The sequence below is a fragment of the Halomonas ramblicola genome (assembly GCF_030409215.1).
In the GTDB taxonomy this organism is placed as follows: Bacteria; Pseudomonadota; Gammaproteobacteria; order Pseudomonadales; family Halomonadaceae; genus Halomonas; species Halomonas ramblicola.
On the sequence record NZ_JAUFPL010000016.1, the window covers coordinates 210,485 to 231,637 of the forward strand.

Annotated in this window: 24 protein-coding genes; 12 read left to right on the forward strand and 12 right to left on the reverse strand. The window is 71.9% G+C overall.

Features of this window, described 5'->3' with window-relative positions:
- Positions 1-4: 4 nt before the first annotated feature.
- A complete protein-coding gene (locus tag QWY80_RS03945) occupies positions 5-1,000 on the forward strand; it encodes a GGDEF domain-containing protein (protein ID WP_290229397.1) in 996 nt (331 codons plus the stop codon).
- A 1-nt stretch (position 1,001) separates the two neighbouring features.
- On the opposite strand, the gene QWY80_RS03950 is transcribed toward QWY80_RS03945, so the two are convergent.
- Together QWY80_RS03950 and QWY80_RS03955 are read right to left on the reverse strand one after the other, a co-directional pair.
- Positions 1,002-1,325 carry a hypothetical protein gene (locus QWY80_RS03950; protein WP_290229398.1) on the reverse strand — a complete coding sequence of 108 codons (324 nt, stop codon included), beginning with the start codon at positions 1,323-1,325 and terminating at the stop codon, positions 1,002-1,004.
- Between the two features lie 57 nt (positions 1,326-1,382).
- Positions 1,383-1,778, reverse strand: a complete 396-nt coding sequence (locus QWY80_RS03955) for a gamma-glutamylcyclotransferase family protein (RefSeq protein WP_290229399.1) — start codon at positions 1,776-1,778, stop codon at positions 1,383-1,385.
- 113 nt (positions 1,779-1,891) lie between these two features.
- On the opposite strand from QWY80_RS03955, the gene QWY80_RS03960 reads away from it, so the two are divergent.
- The gene (locus QWY80_RS03960; RefSeq protein WP_290229400.1) at positions 1,892-2,647 is read left to right on the forward strand and encodes an aspartate racemase/maleate isomerase family protein; all 756 of its coding nucleotides are present in this window, start codon (positions 1,892-1,894) and stop codon (positions 2,645-2,647) included.
- 41 nt (positions 2,648-2,688) lie between these two features.
- Positions 2,689-3,657 (forward strand): YbgA family protein, encoded by a 969-nt coding sequence (locus tag QWY80_RS03965; protein WP_290229401.1) that lies wholly within the window; start codon positions 2,689-2,691, stop codon positions 3,655-3,657.
- A 3-nt stretch (positions 3,658-3,660) separates the two neighbouring features.
- Here QWY80_RS03965 and QWY80_RS03970 read toward each other — a convergent pair whose 3' ends face one another.
- Complete coding sequence (locus tag QWY80_RS03970; RefSeq protein ID WP_290229402.1) at positions 3,661-4,527, reverse strand: SDR family oxidoreductase; 867 nt, start codon at positions 4,525-4,527, stop codon at positions 3,661-3,663.
- A gap of 121 nt (positions 4,528-4,648) precedes the next feature.
- Between QWY80_RS03970 and QWY80_RS03975 the strand changes: the two genes are divergently transcribed.
- Both QWY80_RS03975 and QWY80_RS03980 read left to right on the forward strand, forming a co-directional pair.
- Complete coding sequence (locus QWY80_RS03975; RefSeq protein ID WP_290229403.1) at positions 4,649-5,866, forward strand: methyltransferase; 1,218 nt, start codon at positions 4,649-4,651, stop codon at positions 5,864-5,866.
- Between the two features lie 36 nt (positions 5,867-5,902).
- Positions 5,903-6,544, forward strand: a complete 642-nt coding sequence (locus QWY80_RS03980; RefSeq protein WP_290229404.1) for a hypothetical protein — start codon at positions 5,903-5,905, stop codon at positions 6,542-6,544.
- A 67-nt stretch (positions 6,545-6,611) separates the two neighbouring features.
- Here the strand turns inward: QWY80_RS03980 and QWY80_RS03985 are convergent, their stop codons facing one another.
- The 7 genes from QWY80_RS03985 to QWY80_RS04015 form a co-directional block, all read right to left on the reverse strand.
- Entirely contained in the window at positions 6,612-7,097 is a 486-nt protein-coding gene (locus QWY80_RS03985) for an SRPBCC family protein (RefSeq protein WP_290229405.1), read from the reverse strand.
- Between the two features lie 12 nt (positions 7,098-7,109).
- Positions 7,110-7,727, reverse strand: coding sequence for a sigma-E factor regulatory protein RseB domain-containing protein (locus tag QWY80_RS03990; protein ID WP_290229406.1), 618 nt, complete (start codon positions 7,725-7,727; stop codon positions 7,110-7,112).
- A gap of 40 nt (positions 7,728-7,767) precedes the next feature.
- Positions 7,768-8,181, reverse strand: coding sequence for a cupredoxin domain-containing protein (locus tag QWY80_RS03995; RefSeq protein WP_290229407.1), 414 nt, complete (start codon positions 8,179-8,181; stop codon positions 7,768-7,770).
- 68 nt (positions 8,182-8,249) lie between these two features.
- On the reverse strand, positions 8,250-9,374 hold the full coding sequence (locus QWY80_RS04000; RefSeq protein ID WP_290229408.1) for an extracellular solute-binding protein: 1,125 nt from the start codon (positions 9,372-9,374) through the stop codon (positions 8,250-8,252).
- Entirely contained in the window at positions 9,361-11,070 is a 1,710-nt protein-coding gene (locus QWY80_RS04005; protein ID WP_290229409.1) for a chloride channel protein, read from the reverse strand. Before QWY80_RS04005 ends, QWY80_RS04000 begins: the two co-directional genes overlap by 14 nt.
- Before the next feature lie 45 nt (positions 11,071-11,115).
- The gene (locus QWY80_RS04010; protein WP_290229410.1) at positions 11,116-12,003 is read right to left on the reverse strand and encodes a ChaN family lipoprotein; all 888 of its coding nucleotides are present in this window, start codon (positions 12,001-12,003) and stop codon (positions 11,116-11,118) included.
- A gap of 104 nt (positions 12,004-12,107) precedes the next feature.
- Positions 12,108-12,578, reverse strand: a complete 471-nt coding sequence (locus QWY80_RS04015; RefSeq protein ID WP_290229411.1) for an aminoacyl-tRNA deacylase — start codon at positions 12,576-12,578, stop codon at positions 12,108-12,110.
- Between the two features lie 193 nt (positions 12,579-12,771).
- Between QWY80_RS04015 and QWY80_RS04020 the strand changes: the two genes are divergently transcribed.
- The 7 genes from QWY80_RS04020 (at position 12,772) to QWY80_RS04050 (ending at position 19,423) form a co-directional block, all read left to right on the forward strand.
- On the forward strand, positions 12,772-13,200 hold the full coding sequence (locus QWY80_RS04020) for a GFA family protein (RefSeq protein ID WP_290229412.1): 429 nt from the start codon (positions 12,772-12,774) through the stop codon (positions 13,198-13,200).
- 70 nt (positions 13,201-13,270) lie between these two features.
- Positions 13,271-14,392 (forward strand): acyltransferase family protein, encoded by a 1,122-nt coding sequence (locus QWY80_RS04025; RefSeq protein ID WP_290229413.1) that lies wholly within the window; start codon positions 13,271-13,273, stop codon positions 14,390-14,392.
- Positions 14,392-15,450, forward strand: a complete 1,059-nt coding sequence (locus QWY80_RS04030) for a serine hydrolase (RefSeq protein ID WP_290229414.1) — start codon at positions 14,392-14,394, stop codon at positions 15,448-15,450. Before QWY80_RS04025 ends, QWY80_RS04030 begins: the two co-directional genes overlap by 1 nt.
- A gap of 73 nt (positions 15,451-15,523) precedes the next feature.
- Positions 15,524-16,495: a metal ABC transporter solute-binding protein, Zn/Mn family gene (locus tag QWY80_RS04035; protein ID WP_290229415.1), complete on the forward strand. Its 972-nt coding sequence runs from the start codon at positions 15,524-15,526 to the stop codon at positions 16,493-16,495.
- Complete coding sequence (locus tag QWY80_RS04040; RefSeq protein WP_290229416.1) at positions 16,492-17,295, forward strand: metal ABC transporter ATP-binding protein; 804 nt, start codon at positions 16,492-16,494, stop codon at positions 17,293-17,295. The genes QWY80_RS04035 and QWY80_RS04040 overlap by 4 nt, the downstream gene beginning before the upstream one ends.
- The gene (locus QWY80_RS04045) at positions 17,295-18,503 is read left to right on the forward strand and encodes a metal ABC transporter permease (protein ID WP_290229417.1); all 1,209 of its coding nucleotides are present in this window, start codon (positions 17,295-17,297) and stop codon (positions 18,501-18,503) included. The genes QWY80_RS04040 and QWY80_RS04045 overlap by 1 nt, the downstream gene beginning before the upstream one ends.
- The gene (locus tag QWY80_RS04050; RefSeq protein WP_290229418.1) at positions 18,500-19,423 is read left to right on the forward strand and encodes a metal ABC transporter permease; all 924 of its coding nucleotides are present in this window, start codon (positions 18,500-18,502) and stop codon (positions 19,421-19,423) included. Before QWY80_RS04045 ends, QWY80_RS04050 begins: the two co-directional genes overlap by 4 nt.
- Positions 19,424-19,459: 36 nt before the next feature.
- Here QWY80_RS04050 and QWY80_RS04055 read toward each other — a convergent pair whose 3' ends face one another.
- Together QWY80_RS04055 and QWY80_RS04060 are read right to left on the reverse strand one after the other, a co-directional pair.
- Positions 19,460-20,230 (reverse strand): molybdopterin-binding protein, encoded by a 771-nt coding sequence (locus QWY80_RS04055; protein WP_290229419.1) that lies wholly within the window; start codon positions 20,228-20,230, stop codon positions 19,460-19,462.
- Positions 20,223-21,086, reverse strand: coding sequence for a cytochrome b/b6 domain-containing protein (locus tag QWY80_RS04060; protein ID WP_290229420.1), 864 nt, complete (start codon positions 21,084-21,086; stop codon positions 20,223-20,225). Before QWY80_RS04060 ends, QWY80_RS04055 begins: the two co-directional genes overlap by 8 nt.
- Positions 21,087-21,153: the final 67 nt, after the last annotated feature.

Consider the following 21,153-nt stretch of genomic DNA (forward strand, 5'->3'; position numbering starts at 1 on the left):
CGCCATGCCGATCAGTGCCGCCGACCTGGCCCAGTGGTGGAACAGCGCCCCGACCGGACAGGTGGTCATCGATGAGCAGGGCGTCATCCTCTTCGTCAACCGGACCCTGAGCGACTGGCTGGAGCGTCCCGCCCGCGCCCTCGTCGACCGGTCCGCCAGCGAGCTCTTCACGCCCGCATCGCGCATGCTCTACCTGGGGTTGCTGGCCTATCGACTGGCCGAACGCGGCCAGGTGGACGAGGTGCATCTGGCCCTGCGGTTGCCCGACGACACCTCCATGCCGGTGCTGTGCAGCGGTCGGCAGGTGGAGCACCGGGGCGCTCGCCTGGCGTTGCTCTCGTTGCTGCCGATCCCGCGCAAGGACCGCCTGGAGCGCGAGTTGCTCGACGCCCGCGAGGCGACCCAGCGTGCCCTGGCCGAGAAGGATGCGGTGATCGCCGAACTGGAGGAGCTGCAGGCCGTGTTGCTGGCGCGTCGCGAGGAGCTCGAGACGGTGAACGGCCGATTGGGGGCCGAGGCGATCACCGACCCCCTGACCGGGCTGCCCAACCGGCGCTGCTTCGAGCGGGTCCTGAATGAGTTGATGCGTCAGGCGGGGAAGGAGAACGAGGCGGTATCGACCTTCGCCCTGGCGCTACTCGACGTCGACCATTTCAAGGCGATCAACGACCGCCTCGGCCATACGGCCGGGGATCGCGTGCTCGAGCGCCTCGCCGCGCTGCTCTCGGCCACCCTGCGCGCCCATGACCTGGTGGCACGCATCGGCGGCGAGGAGTTCGCGCTACTGATGCTTCATACCACCCCCGAGGCCGCGCGCCACGCCATGGAGCGGTTGCGCCAGTCCATCGCCGAGCATGTCTGGAACGAGGTGGAGGTCACGGTCAGTATCGGCCTCTCCGGCTATCGGCCCGGCGATACCCCAGAGCGGCTCTTCCAGCGTGCCGACGCCGCGCTCTACTCCGCCAAGCATGCCGGACGCAACCTGCTCGCCGACGGCTAGCCTAGTCGCCGCCGCCGATCGTCAGGCGCAGCGCCTGCAGGCCGTCCAGGCGGACCCGGAGTTCGTCGCTGAACAGCGGGTGGCCGTCCAGGCGGATGTCCAGGCTGGCCTCGGCGCCGCGATACCCGACGGTGGCGGCGATCTCGGCCTGCTGGCTGATGGGTGCCAGGGGACCGTAGTCGATGTGCTTCACGTCCACGGCGGTCATGCCGCTGTCGTCGAGCTGTTGCTGGATACTCTGCTCGATGGCGATGCCGTAGTAGAAGTAGAGGCCTCCGTAGGCGAGACCGGCGAGCAGGACGAGATAGAAGACGAAGCGGCCCATGGTATCTCCTGGGATGGTGGGGACGGTTCCTTCCTGTCCCCGCGGTTATAGCACGGTTCAGCGGCGAACGGGGCGCCAGCCGCCCTCGCGGATCATCGGGCAGCCGTCGACCGCGTGGTTGTAGAGGTAGAGCCAGGCGGGACCGAAGGCGGTGGTGTGGATGACGCGGTCGAAGTCGCCGTGCCTGGGGGTGCGTACCCGGTAGTCCTCGAGGCGGTCGAGGCCGGCCAGCAGCCGGGCGTCGACCCGGAATACCTCCACCTCGATGCCCCGCGAGGGTTCGGGCTTGGCACCGGGGTAGGGGCCGAGGTCGTAGAGGGTGGCGGTGGTGAGACGATCGGTGCCCAGGAAGTCGGCGCCTTCCAGCCAGTGGTGGTTGCGCAGCCCGCGCTTCAGGGTGCCGTAGACGGCGACCAGCGGCGTGCGCTGGATGGCGACGACGGGGGATGGCATGACCTGGCCTCCTGAGGTTGGCTTGACGGGAACGGGGGGCGATTACCAGGCTGCCATTCTACCAGAGACGGCCGGCGCGCCCGGCCGCGGATCAGCGTCGAGAGGAGGAGACGATGACGACGCCTTGCCTGGGCATCCTGCTGCCCGATGATGGGCCGGATGACTACGAGTGGCACGAGCTCAGCGGGGAGGCGGTGCCCGACGCGGGGGCATTGCCCGCCATCGCCGTGGGCAAGGTGGCCAGCGATGGCCACCACGAGCCGGGGGCGCTCACCGCGCTGGGGGCGGTGGAGCGCCTGGCCCCGGTGGGCGGGCGCCTGGTGCGGGAACGGGGCGCCCGGGCGGTGGTATGGGCCTGCACCAGCGGCAGCTTCATCGGCGGGCTGGCGTGGGCCCGGGCCCAGGCGGCCGGCCTGGAGGCCCGGCTGGGCGTACCGGTCACCAGCACCGCCCTGGCCTTCCGCGAGGCACTCGAGGCCTTGGGCGAGCGGCGGGTGGACCTGCTCAGCCCCTACCCGCAGGACGTGACCGACCGCCTGGTGCGCTTCCTCGGCGAGGACGGCGGGGCGGAGGTGATCCGGGTCGAGGCGCTGGACTGCCCCTTCGCGGCGGACTCCAACCGGCTGGATATCGTCGCCGCCGTGGCCGAGTTCGCCAGGGCGCATCCCGCCGGCGACCGCCCCCTGCTGGTGCCCGACACGGCGGTGAATACCCTGCGCCGACTGGAGGCGATGGCGAGCGCCGCCGGTCGCCCGCTGCTCACCGCCAACCAGGTCACGCTGTGGGCGGGCCTCGAGCGCCTGGGCTGGGGCTCGGCTCCGGCCGGCTACCTGCGCCAGTTGGCGGGGCGCCGGCAGGGGGCATCCTGAGGCACAATGGCATGATGACACCCCGCATCGAGGAGGCTGCGATGGCGACATGTCACACCCCCGACGAGGGGGTCCCGGTGGGTATCAGCGCCTGCCTGATGGGCGAGCAGGTGCGCTACAACGGCGGGCACAAGCGCTCCCGCTACTGCCTGGAGGTGCTCGCCGAGCGCTTCCGCCTGGAACCCTTCTGCCCGGAGCTGGCCGCCGGCCTCGGCGTGCCGCGCGAGCCCATCCGGCTGATGGGGCGGCCCGGCGAGGAGCCGCGGGTGGTGGGCACGGCGGATCCGGAGCTGGATGTCACCGAGCGCCTGGAGGTGGTGAGCCGTGACTTCGCCGAGGGCCATCGCCACCTGCGCGGCTTCATCCTGATGAAGGGCTCGCCCAGCTGCGGCCTGGAGCGGGTCAAGGTCTACCACCCCAACGGCATGCCCAGTCACGCCGATTCCGGCGCCTTCGTGCGCGCCCTGCGCCGCCACTTCCCGGAGCTGCCCCTGGAGGAGGAGGCGCGCATGAACGACGCCGTGCTGCGCGAGAACTTCATCACCCGGGTCTACGCCTACGACGACTGGAAGCGCCATGTGGAGGCCGACCCCGGCTACCACCAGCTGCTGCAGTTCCACAGCCGCCAGAAGTACCTGCTGATGGCGCACCATGTGGAGGCCTATCGCGAACTGGGCCGCTACCTGGCCGAGGCCAGCAAGCGCCCCCTGACGGAGGCCATGGACCACTACCTGCAGCGCTTCATGGCGGCGCTGGCCCGGCCAGCGACCCGCAAGACCCACGCCAATGCCCTGATGCACGTACTGGGCTACCTGAAGCAGGAGCTCGACGGCGAGACCCGCCGCGACCTGCTGGCGGCCATCGAGGACTATCGCCGGGGCCACGTGCAACTGGCGGTGCCCATGCGCCTGCTCAACCACTACCTGAAGCGTCATGGCTCGGAGTACATCCGTCGCCAGACCTACCTCGACCCGCACCCCTACGAGCTGGGGCTGCGCAACGCCATCTGAGGCTCAGGGCCGGCGTTCGCTGCGCGTCGAGCCCAGCAGCACCCGGTCCAGCCACCGCGTGCCCAGCAGTCGCTTCAGGGTGCCGAACAGGTGGGTCGGCAGGGTCACGTAGTAGCGGGCCCGCGGCCGCGGGCTCTCCAGGGCGTGGATCAACTTGTCGACCACCGCTTCGGGCCCCAGGGTGAAGGCGCCGCCGCCGTCGCTGCCCGCCAGGCGGGCCTCCACGGCCCGGTAGGTCGTGGCGTGGGCGCTGTGCGCGGCATCGATGTTGGCCTGGTAGGCGCGATAGGCGTTCTCGCGGAAGCGGCTGGTGATGGGGCCGGGCTCGATCAGGCTGACGTGGATGCCGGTGCCGGTGAGTTCCTGGCGCAGGGTGTCGGTGAGCCCCTCGAGGGCGAACTTCGAGCAGACATAGGCGCCGCGATAGGGCAGGGCGGCCAGGCCCAGCACCGAGCTGTTCTGCACGATGCGCCCCCGGCCCTGGCGACGCATCGCCGGCAGCACCCGGCAGGTGAGCTCGTGGGTGCCCAGCAGGTTGGTCTCGAGCTGGGCGCGCAGCACCGCACGGCTCAGGTCCTCCACGGCGCCGGGTTGGCCATAGGCGGCGTTGTTGAAGAGCGCATCGAGCCGCCCGTCGGTGCGTTCGAGCACCGTCGCCACGCAGGCCGCGATGGAGGCGCTGTCGGCGAGCTCCAGCGCCACGGCCTCGAGGCCTTCCGCGGCCAGGCGCGCCAGGTCCGCCTCGCGCCGGGCGGTGGCGAAGACCCGCCAGCCCCGCGCCTTCAGCGCATGGGCGGCGGCCTCGCCGATGCCGCTGGAGCAGCCGGTGATCAGCACGCTGCGCGTCGTCGTGGATGGGGCGTGGGACATGCAAGGGGCTCCTCGGCAGGGTGACGGACCAGCCCCGCACTCTGGTCGCCGACGGTCGATCATGCAAGTCGAGCGGGTAGCGCCTACAATGCCCCGACCTTCGCTCCCAGGCGCCTTCGTCATGCCCGATGCCCCGTCCCATGCGCAACGTTTCATGCGCCTGACCGCGCTGCTGGCCGAGTGGCGGCCGCTGTGGCGCCGCCTGCCGTTCCGGCACCCGGTGGTGCCCTGGCAGGCCGACTTGCCCGAGATGGCCGAGGCGTTGTTGGCCCTGCCCGAAGCCGAGCTGGCGCGCCTGGAGGCCGCGCCCTTCGCGGACTCGCCGCTGGCCGCCTGGCTGCCGGTTGCCGAGCTGGCGGCACTGGTCGAGCTGCCGCGGCTGGCGGCCGGGGCGGCGCCGCCGGAGGCCTGGGGGGAGCACGTCGGCGGGCGCAAGTGGCGGCAGGTCCAGGCCTTCCTGCCCCGGGTGAGGCTCGCGCCCGGCGAGGCGCCGCTGGAATGGTGCGCCGGCAAGGGACACCTGGCCCGCGCCCTGGCGCGCTGGCACGCCACCGAGGTCACCGCCCTGGAGTGGCGGCCCGAGCTCTGCGAGGCCGGTCATGCCCTGGCCGGGCGGCAGGGCGCCCGGGTACGCCTCCGGGTCCAGGACGTCATGGCTCCCGATGTCGGCCGCTGGCTCGGCCCCGACCGCCATGCGGCCGCGCTACATGCCTGCGGCGACCTGCACCGGCGGCTGCTGGAAGAGGCCGTCGCGGCAGGCGCCGCCGTCACCCTGGCCCCCTGCTGCTACCAGCGCACCACCGCGGAGGCCTATCGGCCGCTCTCGCGACTGGGCGGCGAGCTGATGGCCGCCCATGACCTGGCGCTCGACCGCGACGACCTGGCCCTGGCGGTGCGGGAGACGGTGACCGCCCCACGAGGGGTGCGGCGACACCGTGAGCGGGCCTCCGTCTGGCGGCTGGGGTTCGACCTGCTGCAGCGCGAGGCGCGTGGCGTGGACGCCTACCTGCCGGTGCCCAGCCTGGCCTACGGCCAGATGCCCGAGACCTTCGAGGGCTTCTGTCGCTGGGCGGCCGAGCGCAAGGGCGTGACCCTGCCGCCTGTCGTCCGCTGGGCCGACTTCGAGGCGGCCGGCTGGCGCCGCCAGTCGGAGGTGGCGCGCCTCGAGCTGGTCCGCCACCTGTTCCGCCGTCCGCTGGAGGTGTGGCTGGTGCTGGACCGCCTGCGCTTCCTCGAGGAGGCCGGCTACACCGTGGAGCTCGGCACCTTCTGCGACCGGGGGCTCACCCCGCGCAACCTGCTGCTACGGGCAGTGCCCGGGCGGGCTGTGCCATCCTGACGAGAGTTCGCTGGAACCTGCTCGGAGGTAGTCTCGATGCCCTGGAAGCGGATGCTGGTACTGGTGGCGCTCGGCTGGGGCCTGTTCCACTTCGTGATTGCGCCACCCGCCGAGGTGGTGGCCACGGATATCGGCGAGCACCACCCCCTGCCCGCGGATCGGCCACTGCCTTCCCTCGAGGAGGCCCCCCGCCAGAACGACCTGCCGGCCGGGCAGCGACGGCTGACGGTCGAGGGGCTCGACCTCGTCGTGGTGCCCCGCGCCACCTTCGAACTCCAGGCCCGGGTGCTGTCGAGCCGCGCGTATCGACTCGGCCGCGAGTCGCGCATCTCGCCGCTGGACCTGGCTTTGGGCTGGGGACCCATGGCCGAGGAGCGGGTGCTGGCGGCACTGGAGATATCCCAGCGCAACCGCTGGTATTACTGGCGCAGCGAGGCGGCGCCCCCCATCCCGCCACGGGAGATCAGCCGCCACAGCGGCAACATGCACATGCTGGCCGGCGATGCCATGACCCTGAAGCGACTGGAGAGCCTGGAGGCCGGCGACCGGGTGACCCTGCGTGGCCACCTGGTGGATGTCGAGGAGGGCGGCTGGCGCTGGCGGACCAGCACCAGCCGCACCGACACGGGGCGGGGAGCCTGCGAGATCGTGTTGGTCGACTCGTTGACCGTGGACTGAGTCTCCGCAGGCACCGGCCCCTCGCGCCGCCGAGGAGGCATGCCGACGTCGGCCGCTGGGCAGCGACTCAGCCGCTCATCTCCACCGGCCCGACCAGCGGCGCCGCCAGGTGGCGGGCCAGGCCCAGGGCGCCGCGACGCATCAGGCGGTGGTGGCTCCAGGCGAAGAAGGGGCGGGTCAGCGGGGCGGAGAGGTTCATCCAGGGCGGGGTGGTCCGCACCCGCCACAGGTGGGTCACCCGGGTGCCGGTGGCGCTGCCCTCCAGCTCCCAGCGGCCGATCCCTTCCAGGTCGCCGCTGGCCAGGGCCTCGATCAGCCGGGGCTGCTCGACCCGGGTCACGTTCACCTCGAAGCGCAGCCGGTAGCCCAGGGCGCTGCGCCACAGGTAGCGGTAGCGCCGCCCCCGGCCTTCCCCATCGCCGGTGGCGAGCAGCTCCACGGCGACCAGCCCCGGCCACCAGTGCGGCCACGCCGGCGGCTCGCTCAGGGCCCCGTAGACGGTCTCGATCGGTGCGGCGAGGTGCCAGCGGGTGACGAAGCGGTAGTCGGCCATGGCGCCTTCCGCTCAGGGCGAGAAGTGGTCGGGAGGCAGCTCCGGGTCGAGCACCAGGTCCTCCAGGCGTACGCGCTCGAGCTCCCGGCCATGGCGATCGAGGCTGACCACCCGGCGCGGTAACCCATGCTCGGCATCGAGCCACAGCTCGTAGCGGGCGATGTCGTCCACCGCATGGCCCGGGGCACCCTGCACCGCCAGATGGCGGACCTCATGCTCGCCGATCCGGGCCTCGCCCAGGTCGCGCAGCTCGCCGTGCCACTGCAGGCGCTGGACGTTGCGCAGCAGGCTGCCCAGGTCCGACTGGTCGACCCGGTGGCCCCGGGCGCTGCGTACCAGGCGGTGGGTGGGGCGCAGGCTGAGGTTGGGCCCCGGAGCGCCGAAGGGCCAGACCCGCACGCGGCGAGTCTCGGGACTGTAGACCAGCACGGCACCGTGCTGGGGGGTGACCATGTCGAGGCGGATATGGCCGGGATGGCGGTAGCTGTAGCGGATCACCTCCTCGCCCCGGGGCCCCTGGCCGTGCAGGGTCGCCTGGTAGGCGGCGAGCGCCTCGAAACGGGCCAGGGCCTCGGCGATGGGGTCGGGCCCCTGGGCCAGGGCCAGGGCGATCAGCAATTCGGCCAGCATGGCGCTCTCCGCTCACTCGGCTTGCTCGACTCTCGTTCAACTACTCTTCGACGACCTCCAGTACGCCCCACATTCCTCGGTCACGGTGGCTGGGGAAAAATAACAGCCGTTCATCGCAGTAGAAGACGACGCGGCCGGTCACCTCCGGGGTGAAGCGGACGATCCGCGCTTCGCGTCGCAGGTCGACCTCGATGTCGAGCCTCATTCGCGCATCGCGGATCACCAGGTCGTGGGGCGTCAGCCGAGTGGAGCGGCGGATCTCCAGCTCCACCGGCACCCCGACGCGCACCTGGAGTCGGTCGGGTTGGAAGCGGTAGTTGCTGCCCACCATGGACAGCCGCTGCACCCCGTCGGGATCCAGGCGCGCCAGGGTGGGCGCGTCCTGGGCCCAGCTCGCACTCGTCGTCAGCGACAGCAGTATGGCCAGCCACAGCAGCCAGCGGAATGGGGTCATGAGATGCCGTCCGGCGGGTCGTGCCCGCCTCGCCGTAACAGTTTCAGCATAGCAGGGCGCCGCACGTCTCAGGGTTCCGGGCAGTCGGTGTCGGCGGAGGCCGCACAGCCCGTGTCGGCCAACCAGGCGTCGAAGTAGTCGCGCATGCGCGACAGGGTGCGGGCGTACCAGGCCTCGTCCTTGACGATGGCGCGCTCGGCGTTGAGCGGGTGGGTGGGGATGTGCAGGCGCATGTCCAGGCCGTGCTCGGGATGGGTGGTGACCTGCATGGCCGCCGATTGGCGCGCCGGGCCGTAGGGGATGCGCCGCGCCAGCTCGGCGAGGCGTTCGGTGGTGGTGGCGAAGCGCACGAAGTCACGGGCCGCCTCGGGATGGGGGGCGCCGCGGGGGATGGCCCAGGTCTCGTGCTCCTGGACCTGGCCGTCCCAGAGGATCTCGATGGGTACACCGCGGTTGACCATGGCGTCGAAGAAGCGGCCGTTGTAACCCGAGGCCATCACCACCTCGCCTTCGGCGAGCAGCCGCGGCGGGGTGTCGCCGGCCTCCCACCAGCGGATCTCGTCCAGCTCGGCCAGGCGATCCAGCGCCAGGCGCAGGCCGCGCGGGGTGCTGAGCAGGCGGTAGAGCTCCTCCTCGGGTACCCGGTAGGAGAGCAGCGCCCACTCCAGGTTCACCGCCGGGGTGCGCTGCAGGGCGCGGGGGCCGGGGAAGCGCTGCTGGTCGAAGAGGTCGGCGATGGAGGTGGGGCGCCGGCCGGGGAAGGCGTCGCGACGGTAGGCGACCACCGTGGCGAACAGGGTATGGGTGATGGCGCAGCGCCCGAAGGAGTCGGGCAGGAAGTCCTGGGCCGGCGGGGTGCCGTCCGGCGCCGGGGCCAGCAGGTCGGGCGACAGCGGCTCCAGCAGGCCCTCGTCGCAGGCGGCCATGGCCTCGCTGCGGGTCATGTCGATGACGTCCCAGGGCACCTCGTCCGCGGCCACGGCGCGGCGCAACCCTTCGAGGCCGCCGTCGTAGCGGTGCGCCTCGACCGCCATGCCGGTGGCCTCGGTGAAGGGCTCGAACAGCGCCTGGCGCTGGGCGCGCTCGTAGGCGCCGCCCCAGCTCAGCACGCCCAGGGCGTCGTCGCTCGCCGGGGCCGGCATGCCGAGCAGCGCCAGCCACAGGGCGATGAGGATGCGTCTAGCCGGTGCCATGTTCCTCCCGTCGCAGTTCGTCGCTGTGGCGCAGGTAGGCGCGGGCGATGCGTGCCTCGTAGACCACGCCCTGGAAGATCCCCTCATCGTCGATCACCGCCAGGGCCTCGCCGGTCACCTCCTCGAGGCGTGCCATGGCGTCCCACAGCGAGGTGTCGGGGTACAGTACGGGGCGTTCGGCCTCGATACGGTCGCTGATCGGGCGCCGCGCCCCCCCTGCCTGCAGGGTCGCCTCGAGTTCGGGCAGGGTGACGCAGCCGCGGTAGCGGCCATCGGCATCCACCAGGTAGGCCTCGCCGTGGCGGGCCTCACCCAGCGCGCGGATGGCCGCCTCGACCGTCGTGGTCGGCGCCAGGCTGACGCATTCCCGGGTCAGGTGCTCGGCCACGCGGGTGTCCTGCAGCACGGCACGCCCACGCCCGGCGGAGAGATCCAGGCCGCGGGCGTTCAACTGGATGTCGAACAGCGAGCGGCCGAACAGCTGAGCGGCGATGGGGCTGGCCAGGGTCACGCTGGCCAGGGCGGCGGTGGTCAGCGCATAGTTGCCGGTCAGCTCGAAGACGATCAGCAGGCTGGTCAGGGGCGCGCCGATCACCGGGGCGGTGACCGCCACCATGCCGCACACCGCATAGAACACGAAGGTCTCCTGGGGGGTGCCGTTCAGCACCCCGACCAGGGTGCCGCACAGCGCCCCGAACAGGGTGCCGATCACCAGGGCGGGGCTGAACACCCCGCCGCTGAAGCCCAGGCCCAGGCACAGGGCGGTGGCGGCGATCTTCAGCGCCAGCACCAGCAGCAGCTCCCCGCCGGTGAAGGCACCGGCGATGGTGGCGAAGCGCAGGGTCTCCTGGCCGATGCCGAGGATATCCGGCACCCAGAGGGCGACGAGGCCCAGCAGCAGGCCGGCCAGGGCCGGGCGCAGCACGGGCGGGAGGGGCAGGTGACCGGCGAGCCGCGCCATCCCCAGCAGGGCGCGTATGTAGGCCCCGGCCACCAGGGCGCCGAGCCCGCCGATGGCGACGAAGACGGCGAATTCCCAGGCCTGGGGGATGGCGGTGCTGCCCACGTGGAAGAGGGCGCCGCGCTCCAGCACGCTGGTGGCGATCACGTGGCCGACGAGGGCCGCCGCGGCGATGGGCGCGAAGGCGCGTAGCGCATAGTGGCGCAGCACCACCTCGTGGGCGAAGACGATACCCGCCAGCGGGGCGCTGAAGGCGGTGGCGATGGCCGCCGCCACGCCGCAGGCGATGGTGATGTTGTCCTCCGAACGGCCCAGGCGCAGCAGCCGCGCGCCCTGCGAGCCCAGGGTGGCCCCCAGGTGCACCAGTGGGCCGTACTGGCCCACCGAGGCGCCGGCCCCCAACGAGATCAGGGCGGTGAGCGCCGAGAGGCCGCCGGCCCGGGCCGGCAGACGCCCGCGCCGGGTCTGCACGGCGGCGATCACGTCGGCCGGCGTGTGGGGGCGCCGCTCGGGGATGGCGCGGTGCAGGGCGCCCACCACCAGACCGCCCAGCGCCGGCACCGCCAGGGTGGTCACCACCAGCAGTTCGGGGCGCTCGAACATCATGCGGCTGCGCGGCGAGATCAGCAGCGTCTCGTTGAGCCACAGCACGGCGTTGACGAAGCCCGCCGCGGCGAGCGCCGCCAGGCCGCCGATGACCGCGCCCAGCAGCACCAGGCCCAGGAAGCGGACCATCGCCAGGGGGCCGCGGACAGCGAGTGTCGAGGGAGTGTCCATGCCTCAAGGTGTAGGCGCCAGGCGACGCGAGGTCCACTCCGCGGGAGATTCCAGGACGAAGAGGGCGTCGGCGATGTCCTCGGGCGGCGGGCAGGCCTGCTCCGCCGGCCAGGGCAGCAGCACCCGGTGGTCGGGAATCGCCAGGTCATCGAGCTGATGCGGCACGCCGTGACCGTAGGTGAGGTGGCCCTGACCCATCAGGCCCACCACCAGCTCGGCGTCGGGCGTCGCCTCGGCCAGGCCCTGGGCCATGGCGCGGTCCCACACCAGTTGGGCGGCGATGAAGCGCTCGAGCCCGTCCGCGACGGGATCGGGGTGGTGGGCGTAGGCCTCCTCCAGGGTCTCGCGATAGGCGGCCGAGGCCGGCGCGGGCGGGGTGATGCCGTGGCGTGCCCCGGCGGGTATCGACTCCCAGTCCTCGGCGCTCAGGCGCCGGCGCAGCTCGGGAGCGACGTTGAGCGCCACCAGCGGGATGCGCTGCATGCGGGCGAAGTGCAGGATCGGCAGGTAGAGGTCGGGATCGAGACCCCAGGCGCTCTGCCAGTCGCTGGCCTCGAGGAAGCCTGCCTCGTCGAGCTCGCCGGCCACCCAGGCGTCCAGGGCCGGCTGGGCCTCGCGGGGCAGCATCTCCAGGCCGATCGCCATGTCGGGCTGGTGGGCGTGCAGGCCCGCCAGGGTATGCAGCTGCCAGCGGTGATGGGCCGGGCGTTCGTGCTGCTCGCCGAGCAGCACGATCTCGCGGGCGGCGAGTTCCGCCATCAGCTCGGCGGTGTCGACCGCCTCGCCGGCATGCAGCCATTGGCCGGGGAGCGGACAGCCGTCGGCGAGTGCCGGGGTCGTCGGCAATGGCAGGGCCAGCAGGAACACGGCGACGGGGCTGCGGCGCGACATGGCGACTCCTGGAAACGCAGGGGGAGTGCCCGTCACCTTATCCCAGACGGTGTCGGGCCGCGATCGGGGCGATCGCGGCCCGGCATGGTAAGCCTTGCGAATCCTCAGTAGTGGCGACTGAAGCGGCCGTGCTGGCTGCCGTCCATCAGGCGGTCGAACTCCCGGCCACTCATGTGCACCAGGGTCTCGTGGTCGCCGGCATCGAAGTAGATGTCCGGCTGGTGGAGCAGCATGTCATCGATGTAGACCTGCAGCCCGTAGGCCTGCCCCACGGGGGAGGTGGCCCCGGCGTCGCAATCCCGGAAGTGGTCGGTGATCTGCTGTTCGGAAGCCAGCTCGACCTTCTCGTGGAACAGCCGCGATAGCTGCTCGAGGTCGGCGTCGCAACTGCTGGGCACCACCGCGACCCGATAGCCGGAGTCGCCGTGGACCATCACGGCCTTGGCCATGCGGTCACCGGTGACATGCGCCCGCTGGGCGATGCGGCTGGTGGTGGTCTCGCGCTGGTGGGGGAGTTCCTCGTAGTCGATGTCGCACGTCCTGAGGTACTCCTTGAGGGTCATCGGCATGGTCATGGCACTGCACTCCTCCGACCGCCTGGGCCGGCAATTCGCCTTCGTCTCTCCCTTCCTGTCGATACGTTCGTCCTGTTTCCAAGGATAGCTCCGATGCGCGCAGGCGGCAGGGGCGAAGGCGGGACTAGACTGAGGAGGGCGCCGAGGCTGCGGCGCCTGTTCGACGAGGTCGTCACGACCCGGGAGGTACGAGATGAGCCAGCAACATCGCGGCGCCTGCTTCTGCGGTGCCGTGCAGGTGGAGGTGACCGGCGTGCCGGAGGCCATGGGCTACTGCCACTGCGAGGACTGTCGCCACTGGTCGGCGGGACCGGTCAACGCCTTCATCCTCTGGAGACCGGATGCGGTACGGGTCACCCGGGGCGGCGAACACCTGGAGAGCTACCAGCGGACCCCCAACAGCATCCGCAAGTGGTGCCGACACTGCGGTGGCCATGTGCTGACCGAACATCCCTCCATGGGGCTGATCGACGTCTATGCGGCCGTGACACCGGAGGTGGCCTTCACGCCGGCCCTGCACGTGCACTACCAGGAGTCGGTGTTGCGCATCGCCGATGGGCTCCCGAAGATGAGGGACGTGCCCGCCGAACTCGGTGGCTCCGGCGCGACGCTGCCCGAGTGAGGCGGTCACGCCGATGAGCGGTGTCGCCGGGTGATGCCGCGGGAGGAGAGAACCGGGAAAGGAGACGCGGATGCAAGGGAAGGCGGGATGGGCGTGGCTCGCCGAGCGCCCCCGGTTGCCGGCGACGGAAGGGCGCATCGATGCCATCGACCTGGCCCGCGGCATCGCCATCGCCTTGATGATCGTCAGCCATGCGGTGAGCGGGCTGCTCGGCATTCGCCAGGTGCCCGACTGGGGCATGGTGCCGATCCACCTGCTCACCAAGTTCTCCTCGTCGCTGTTCATCATGGTGTTCGGCATCGCCCTGGCCGTGGCCTTCCTGCCCAAGACCGATACCCCCGACTGGCCGCGCCGCCGCCGCAGGCTGCTGCTGCGCGGCGTCGAGGTGCTGTTCTGGTACAAGGTGCTGACGGTGGTGGAGATGCTGCCGCTCTACACTCCCCGGGACATCCTCGACACCCTGCTCTACCAGCGCTTCCCGATCTGGGTCGAGATTCTCGGCTTCTACGCCATCGCCTTGCTGTGGCTGCCCTGGGTCCTGCCGCTGTGGCGACGCCTGCCGCTCGCCTCGCGCCTGCTGCTGCCCGTGGCGACGGCGCTGCTGGCCGGCTGGCTGGAGCGCCACGCCAGCTTCTGGGGCCTCGAACCCCTCAAGGCGATCCTGGTGGAGGACGCCGACCACTACACCTGGGGCCAGCTGTCGCGGCTGCCGCTGGTGATGCTGGGTCTGCTGATCGGCGAGGCGCTGCTGCGCTGCCACGCTAGCCCGGCCTCCATGCGACGGCTGGTGGCGGGGCTCGCCGGCTTCGGCGTCGTCATGCTGCTGGGTTTTTTCGGGCTGGCCCGGGGCGACCCCTACGCGGCGCTGCTGGCGGTGGCCTGGAACGACGGCAAGCACCCGCCGGGGCTCGGCTTCACGCTGTTCAGCCTGGGCGGCGCCCTGGTGATCCTGGCGTTCTGCCTGTGGGGTGGCCGGGCGGCGGCGCGCGGCCTGCGTCCCATCGGCGTGATCGGCGGCGACGCCCTCCAGGCGTTCATCTTCCATATCGTGGCGATCTTCCTGGTGTTCCGCTTCCTGTTGGAGGCCTGGCAGGCGTATCCCTACCCGCAGGTGCTGGGCATCGGCGTGGCGCTGGTGCCGGCCACCGCGGCCTGGATCGCACTGCTTCAGCGCTTCCGGGAGTGGCGCTGATGGCGCGCCTGCTGGCCGGCCTCACCATGCTGCTGCTGGCCCTGCCGGCCGCGGCGGCGACGCCCGCCTGGGCACCGGCCCTGGAGGCACGGCTGGCCGCCCTGGAGGGCGACTTCGACGGCGAGCTGGGGCTGCACGTGCGCGAACTCGGCGGGGGCGTGCGCTTTGGCTGGCGCGACACCGAGACCTGGTACCTGGCCTCACTGGTCAAGCTGCCGGTGGCCGTGGAGCTGCTGGCGCGGGTCGAGCGCGGCACGCTGTCGCTCGACGAGACCCTGATGCTCCAGGCCGGCGACTACGTGGACGGCGCCGGCCCCACCAACTGGGCGCCGCCCGGGGCGCGCCTCGGCCTCGGCGAGCTGCTCGAGGCGATGCTCACCGTCAGCGACAACACCGCCAGCGACCTGCTGATCGAGCGCCTGGGGCTCGAGGCGGTCAATCGGCGCGCCGCCATGCTGGCCGGGAAGGACGGCCTGGGCCCCATCACGCCCCTGGTCGAGGTGCGGCGCCAGGTCTACGGGCGCTTGCATCCCGCGGCCCGGGGGCTGGGTGGGCTCGACTTCATCGAGCTGCAGAAGCGCGACGACGACGCGGTACGCCTGGCCTGGCTCCGCGAGCGGCTGGGCGTAACCCGCACGGGCCTGGAGATGCCCAGCCTGGAGGCGGCCTATGCCGACTACTACGCCGGCGAACTCAACTCGGGGCGCCTGGACGCCGTGGGCGAGCTGCTCGAGGCCATCGGCACGGGGCGGGCCCTGGGGCCCGCCGCCACCGCCGAGCTGCTGGCGATCATGACGCGCACCACCAGTGGCGAGGCGCGACTCGAGGCGGGCTTCGGGCCGGGCGTGACCTTCGCCCACAAGACCGGCACCCAGTGGCGGCGTGCCTGCGACGCCGGCCTGGTGCTGCCGGGGGTGCCACGTCGGCCGCGCCTGGCGGTGGTGGCCTGTACCCGCGGCGAGGCGGACGAGGCCCGCAACGAAGGCCTGCTGCGCGCTATCGGGCGGGCGTTGCACGAGGTCGGGGCGCTGCATGGACAGGAACCCTCGGGCGAGTAGGGCGTATCGATTCTCAATTGCTGCGCATCGCGTTAGGCTATGGTCATATCATCCCCGGACCAGGAGTCTCGCCGTGCCGCCATCCCGCCGCCAGTTGTCGCTGATCCCGCTGTCCCTTTCCCTGCTGCTGTCGCCGGCCGTGCTGGCCCAGGAGCCGCTCCAACTGGTGGCCACCACCGGCATGGTCACCGACGTGCTGAACGAGTTGGGCGGCGATCGCGTGGAGGTCAAGGGGCTGATGGGGCCGGGCGTCGATCCCCACCTCTATCGCCAGACGCGTAGCGACGTCACCGCCATGACCCGTGCCGATGCGGTGTTCTGGAATGGCCTGAACCTGGAGGTGCAGCTCGCGGACTTCCTCGAGCGGCTGGAGAAGCGCACCCCGGTGTTCGCCGTGGGCGAGGCGGTTCCCCGGGAGGCGCGCATGGCCGACGAGGAGTACGAGGGCCAGCCCGACCCGCACATCTGGATGGACCCGGCCCGCTGGCGCCACGCGGTGGAGGCGATCCGCGACGGCCTGATCGAGCTCGACCCGGACCATGAAGCGGCCTTCGCCGAGCGCACCGAGGCCTACCTGGAGGAGCTCGAGGCGCTGGACGCCTATGCCCACGAGGTCCTGCAGAGCATCCCCGGAGGGGCGCGGGTGCTGGTCACCGCCCACGACGCCTTCGGCTACTTCGGCGATGCCTACGACCTGGAGGTGCTGGGCATCCAGGGCTTCTCCACCGAGAGCGAGGCGGGCCTGGCGCGCATCGAGTCGATGGTCGACCTGCTGGTGGAGCGCCAGATCGGTGCCATCTTCGTGGAGACCTCGGTCTCCGACCGCAACATCCGTGCCCTGATCGAGGGGGCCGACTCCCAGGGTCACGAGGTGCGCATCGGCGGCGAGCTCTACTCCGATGCCATGGGGCCGGAGGGCAGCTACGAGGGCACCTGGCTGGGCATGTTCGACCACAACGTCACCACCATCGCCGGGGCCCTGGGCGGCGAGGTGCCGGAGGGCGGCCGGCTGGGCCGGCTCGGCGAGGCCAAGGAGGAGCAATGATGATCGATGCACGGCTCGACAAGGCGGTGATCGCCAGCCCCCTGGCGATCCACGGCCTGACCGTCAGCTATGACCACCGCCCGGTGGTGCACTCGGTGGACTTCGTCACGCCGCCCGGCAGCTTGACCGCCATCGTCGGCCCCAACGGCGCCGGCAAGTCGACCCTGCTCAAGGCGGCGCTGGGCATCACCCCGCGGCTCTCCGGCGACGTGCGCGTCTTCGGCCGCCCCCTGGAACACGAGGCCCGCCACCTGGCCTACGTGCCCCAGCGCTCGAGCGTCGACTGGGACTTCCCCGCGCGGGTGATCGACGTGGTGACCATGGGGCTGTTCCGCGACCTGCACTGGTGGCAGTTCGGCACCCGCTCGCTGCGCCGCCGGGCCATGGAGAGCCTGGGCCGGGTGGGCATGGAGGCCTTCGCCGACCGCCAGATCGGCCAGCTCTCCGGCGGCCAGCAGCAACGGGTCTTCCTGGCCCGGGCGCTGATCCAGGAGGCCGACCTGACCATCCTCGACGAGCCCTTCGCCGGGGTGGATGCGGCCACCGAGGCGGCCATCGTCGAGGTGCTCAAGTCACTGCGCGACGAGGGCCGCACCCTGCTCTGCGTGCACCACGACCTGGCCACGGTGCGCGACTACTTCGATCACGTGCTGCTGCTCAACGTACGCCGCATCGCCGCCGGGCCGGTGGACGAGGTGTTCAGCGAACGCCACCTCCAGGCCACCTACGGCGGGCGGCTCAGCCGGGTACAGCTGGCGCGGCTCACCGAGCCCGCCGAGATCGGCACGGAGGCACGCTGATGGAGACCTGGTGGCGCGCCCTGACCTTCACCCTGGGCTACAACACCAGCGTGGTGACCCTGGGCGCCATGCTGCTGGCCGCCGGCGCCGGCATGGTCGGCACCTTCGTGCTGCTGCGCAAGCGCGCCCTGGTCAGCGACGCCATCAGCCACTCGACGCTGCCGGGGCTGGCGCTGGCCTTCATCGTCGTGGGCCTGGTGCAGGGCGATGGGCGCCTGCTGCCCGCGCTGCTGCTGGGAGCCGCCGCCAGCGCCGCCCTCGGCCTGTGGGCCGTGCAGATGATCAGCGCCCACACGCGGCTCGGCGAGGATGCCGCCATCGGCGCCGTGCTCTCCACCTTCTTCGCCTTCGGCGTGGTACTGATCACCGTGATCCAGTCCATGGCGGTGACCGGACAGTCGGGACTGACCAGCTACCTGGTGGGGGCCACCGCCGGCATGCTGATCTCCGAAGCGCAGCTGATCGCCGCCTGCGCCCTGGGCCTGCTGCTGGCCATGGTGGTGTGGCGGCGTGACCTGCTGCTGCTGTGCTTCGACGCCGACTTCGCCCGTACCCAGGGGCTCAACACCTGGCGTCTCGATCTGCTGTTGCTGATGCTGCTGATGGCGGTGGTGGTGATCGGCCTCAAGGTCACCGGGCTGATCCTGGTGGTGGCGCTGACCATCATCCCCCCGGTGGCCGCGCGTTTCTGGACCGACCAGCCGCTGATGATGGTGGCGTTGGCGGCCCTGCTCGGCGCCCTGGCCGGCTACCTGGGCGTGACCCTCTCCAGCGTGCGCGAGGGGCTGCCCACCGGGCCGCTGATCGTGCTGGCGGCCTTCCTGCTGTTCCTGGTCTCCTTCCTGTTCTCGCCGCGTCGCGGTGCCCTGGCCTCGCTGCTCGCCTACCGGCGCCTGCGCCGTCGGGTGCACCTGCGCCAGGGACTGCTGGCCGTGGCCCACGAGGAGCCGATCTTCGACGGCCTGACCCTCAAGCTGATGCGCCGTCGTGGCTACCTGCGCCGCGATGGCGTGGCCACTCCGCTGGGACTGGCGGCCGCGCGTGATGCCGAGCACGAGGAGCGGCTCTGGGCGCTGTATCGCGAGCTCCATCCCGACGACGCCCTGCATCGCGAGCATGCCGGCCTGGTGCCCATCGGCCAGGTGCTCTCGGCGGACGCCATCATGGCCCTCGAGATGCAGCTCGCACCGACGGAGGGGGCACGATGACTGACTTCATGACCTTCAGCCTGGTGCCGCTCACGGTGGCGGTGATCATCTCCATGACCTGCGCGCTGCTCGGCAACTTCCTGGTGCTGCGCCGCCAGAGCCTGATCGGCGACGCCATCAGCCATGTGGCGCTGCCCGGCATCGTGGTCAGCTTCCTGCTCACCGGCATGCTCGCCTCCTCGGCGATGATGCTGGGTGCCGGGGCCTCGGCGCTGGTCACGGTGGCGATGATCGAGCTGATTCGCCGCCTGGGCCGGGTGGAGGGCAGCGCCGCCATGGGCGTGGTGTTCACCAGCCTGTTCGCCGTGGGGGTGCTGCTGCTGGAGTGGCATGGCGCCACCGGCGTGCACCTCGACGTGGAACACGCCCTCTACGGCAACCTGGAGAGCCTGATCTGGTTCGAAGGCACCGGCCCCGCGGCCTTCTTCGACCCGGTGGCGCTGGCCGACCTGCCGCCCCAGCTGGGCCGCGCCGCCTGGGTGGGCCTGGCGGTGGTGGTCTTCGTGGTGGTGTTCCGTCGCCACCTGATCCTGGGCAGCTTCGACCCCGACTTCGCCGCCAGCGTGCGCGCCCGCCCGGCGCTGATCGACCTGCTGCTGGTGACCATGGTGGCGGTGGCGGCCATCGCCGCCTTCGAGGCGGTGGGCTCGATCATCGTCATCGCCATGTTCATCTGCCCCGCGGCGGCGGCCCGCCTGATGACCAACCGCCTGGCCGCCCAGGTCGCCTGGAGCCAGCTGTTCGCCCTGGTATCGGCGGTGCTGGGCTACCTGCTGGCCGGCCACGGGCCGGGCTGGCTGGGCTTCGACGCCTCGCTCAGCGCCGCCGGGATGATCGCCACCCTGGCCGGCCTGATCCTGGGGGCGGCCTGCGTGGCCGGACCGCGTCGGCATCGCATCGGCGTCGCCCGGGAGGCCTGAGCGGGGCTCTCCCGGAGCGTCTCCGGGCCGGCACGCCTAGATGCCGGCCCACCAGGAATACCCGCGATCCTCCCAGTAGCCGCCTCGACCGCGGCCGAGGTGGGCGAAGTCCGCCACCAGCTCGAGGCGCATCAGGTACTTGGCCATCTTGTAGCCGAGCCGGCGCTCGGCGCGCAGTCGCAGCGGTGCGCCGTTGGCGATGGGCAGCTCGGCGTCGTTCAGGCCGTAGGCCAGCAGCGTCTGCGGGTGGTAGGCCTCGCGCAGGTCCAGGCTCTCGTAGTAGCGATCCCCGCCACGGTAGCGGTCGGCGCAGTGGAAGACCACGAAGCGTGCCTCGTCGCGCACGCCCACCCGATCCAGCAGCTCGCCGAGCACCACCCCGGTCCACTGCCCGATGCAGCTCCAGCCCTCGACGCAGTCGTGGCGGGTGATCTGGGTGCGCGCGGGCAGCGCCCTGAGCTCGGCCAGCGAGAAGGTCGCGGGGCGCTCGACCAGGCCGCCGACCTCGAGCCGCCAGTCGCGGAAACCGTCGGCGGCCAGTCGCCGGTAGGTCGGGTCGTCGGGGGCGGTGGTGCCGTTGGGGCGGAAGCTGGGGGCGATCGCCTCGGGAGCGTATTCGCGGGCCAGCGCCTCGCGGGAGGCCAGCAGGCGCTGGGCCCGGGCGCTCAGGGCGTCGCTGGCATCGAACAGCCGCTGCAGGGCGTCGCCGCGGGACAGCCGGTCGCAGCCGGCCAGCAGCAGGGTGCCGGTGCCCAGCAGGGCGCGGGCCAGGAAGCGGCGGCGTGCGGGGTCGGTGGAGTCACTCATCTCGGGGATCCTCCTCGGGGGGCAGCGCGTAGCGTCCGGTGATCATCGCGCGCAGGTTGTTGGTGACGCCGGAGACCAGCACCAGGATGACGTGGATGACGAAGAAGCCGACCAGCGCCAGGGCGCACAGGAAGTGGACGCTGCGCGCGCTCTGGCGGCCGCCGAACAGGTCCAGCAGCCAGGGCCAGGCGGCGTCCAGGGTCGGTGACATGGTCAGGCCGCTGAGCACGGCCAGCGGGGCGATCACGAAGAGCACCAGCAGGTAGGCGAGCTTCTGTGGCAGGTTGTAGTGGCGTGCCGCCTCGCCCCGCGGGAAGCGCAGCCGCAGGTGGTCGATCAAGGTGTGGCCCAGTCGGCGCCATTCGTGGCGGCGCGGCAGCAGGCGCCGGCGCAGCCCGCCGCCGAGGACCAGGTAGGTCAGGTAGGCGAGCAGGCCGGGGGCGAACACCCAACCGGCCAGGAAGTGCCAGTCTCGCCCCCGGGCCAGCGAGCGCGGGCCGGGCAGGGTGGCCCAGGCCGGGAAGGCGCGGCGCTGACGCGCCTCGCGGGGGCCGGAGAGGCCCAGCACCCCGGTGGTGTCGAGGCGCAGGGCGCCGATCCGGGTGATGCCGCGCCATTCGCCGTCGGCGTCGCGCTCGGCACGGATCGACAGCGCCGGGGCGTCGAACGTCGAGTCCTGGCCCCAGTAGAGGGCCGGATGGGCGTTGAAGATCTGCAGGCCGCTCATCAGCAGCACGGCCAGGCAGAGGGCGTTGACCCAGTGCCAGAGGCGGGTGATGCCGCTGTGGCGGTGGACGAGCGTCGGTGGGGCGCGGCGGCGGCGGGCCGCGCCGAAGGCCAGGGTCGGGTAGCGCATGGGGTACCTCCCGCTGAGCACCGGCCGGTGACCGCCCGCGAGCGGCACCGGCCGGCGGGGACCGAGC

Coding starts and splice junctions, on each gene's coding strand:
- QWY80_RS04060 (WP_290229420.1), bottom strand. CDS start 21,086: ATGCGCTACCCGACCCTGGCCTTCGGCGCGGCCCGCCGCCGCCGCGCC.
- QWY80_RS04015 (WP_290229411.1), bottom strand. CDS start 12,578: ATGACCATGCCGATGACCCTCAAGGAGTACCTCAGGACGTGCGACATC.
- QWY80_RS03945 (WP_290229397.1), top strand. CDS start 5: ATGCCGATCAGTGCCGCCGACCTGGCCCAGTGGTGGAACAGCGCCCCG.
- QWY80_RS03960 (WP_290229400.1), top strand. CDS start 1,892: ATGACGACGCCTTGCCTGGGCATCCTGCTGCCCGATGATGGGCCGGAT.
- QWY80_RS04040 (WP_290229416.1), top strand. CDS start 16,492: ATGATGATCGATGCACGGCTCGACAAGGCGGTGATCGCCAGCCCCCTG.
- QWY80_RS04000 (WP_290229408.1), bottom strand. CDS start 9,374: ATGGCACCGGCTAGACGCATCCTCATCGCCCTGTGGCTGGCGCTGCTC.
- QWY80_RS03995 (WP_290229407.1), bottom strand. CDS start 8,181: ATGACCCCATTCCGCTGGCTGCTGTGGCTGGCCATACTGCTGTCGCTG.
- QWY80_RS04025 (WP_290229413.1), top strand. CDS start 13,271: ATGCAAGGGAAGGCGGGATGGGCGTGGCTCGCCGAGCGCCCCCGGTTG.
- QWY80_RS03975 (WP_290229403.1), top strand. CDS start 4,649: ATGCCCGATGCCCCGTCCCATGCGCAACGTTTCATGCGCCTGACCGCG.
- QWY80_RS04050 (WP_290229418.1), top strand. CDS start 18,500: ATGACTGACTTCATGACCTTCAGCCTGGTGCCGCTCACGGTGGCGGTG.
- QWY80_RS03980 (WP_290229404.1), top strand. CDS start 5,903: ATGCCCTGGAAGCGGATGCTGGTACTGGTGGCGCTCGGCTGGGGCCTG.
- QWY80_RS04005 (WP_290229409.1), bottom strand. CDS start 11,070: ATGGTCCGCTTCCTGGGCCTGGTGCTGCTGGGCGCGGTCATCGGCGGC.
- QWY80_RS03970 (WP_290229402.1), bottom strand. CDS start 4,527: ATGTCCCACGCCCCATCCACGACGACGCGCAGCGTGCTGATCACCGGC.
- QWY80_RS03950 (WP_290229398.1), bottom strand. CDS start 1,325: ATGGGCCGCTTCGTCTTCTATCTCGTCCTGCTCGCCGGTCTCGCCTAC.
- QWY80_RS03955 (WP_290229399.1), bottom strand. CDS start 1,778: ATGCCATCCCCCGTCGTCGCCATCCAGCGCACGCCGCTGGTCGCCGTC.
- QWY80_RS03965 (WP_290229401.1), top strand. CDS start 2,689: ATGGCGACATGTCACACCCCCGACGAGGGGGTCCCGGTGGGTATCAGC.
- QWY80_RS04010 (WP_290229410.1), bottom strand. CDS start 12,003: ATGTCGCGCCGCAGCCCCGTCGCCGTGTTCCTGCTGGCCCTGCCATTG.
- QWY80_RS03990 (WP_290229406.1), bottom strand. CDS start 7,727: ATGCTGGCCGAATTGCTGATCGCCCTGGCCCTGGCCCAGGGGCCCGAC.
- QWY80_RS03985 (WP_290229405.1), bottom strand. CDS start 7,097: ATGGCCGACTACCGCTTCGTCACCCGCTGGCACCTCGCCGCACCGATC.
- QWY80_RS04055 (WP_290229419.1), bottom strand. CDS start 20,230: ATGAGTGACTCCACCGACCCCGCACGCCGCCGCTTCCTGGCCCGCGCC.
- QWY80_RS04045 (WP_290229417.1), top strand. CDS start 17,295: ATGGAGACCTGGTGGCGCGCCCTGACCTTCACCCTGGGCTACAACACC.
- QWY80_RS04020 (WP_290229412.1), top strand. CDS start 12,772: ATGAGCCAGCAACATCGCGGCGCCTGCTTCTGCGGTGCCGTGCAGGTG.
- QWY80_RS04030 (WP_290229414.1), top strand. CDS start 14,392: ATGGCGCGCCTGCTGGCCGGCCTCACCATGCTGCTGCTGGCCCTGCCG.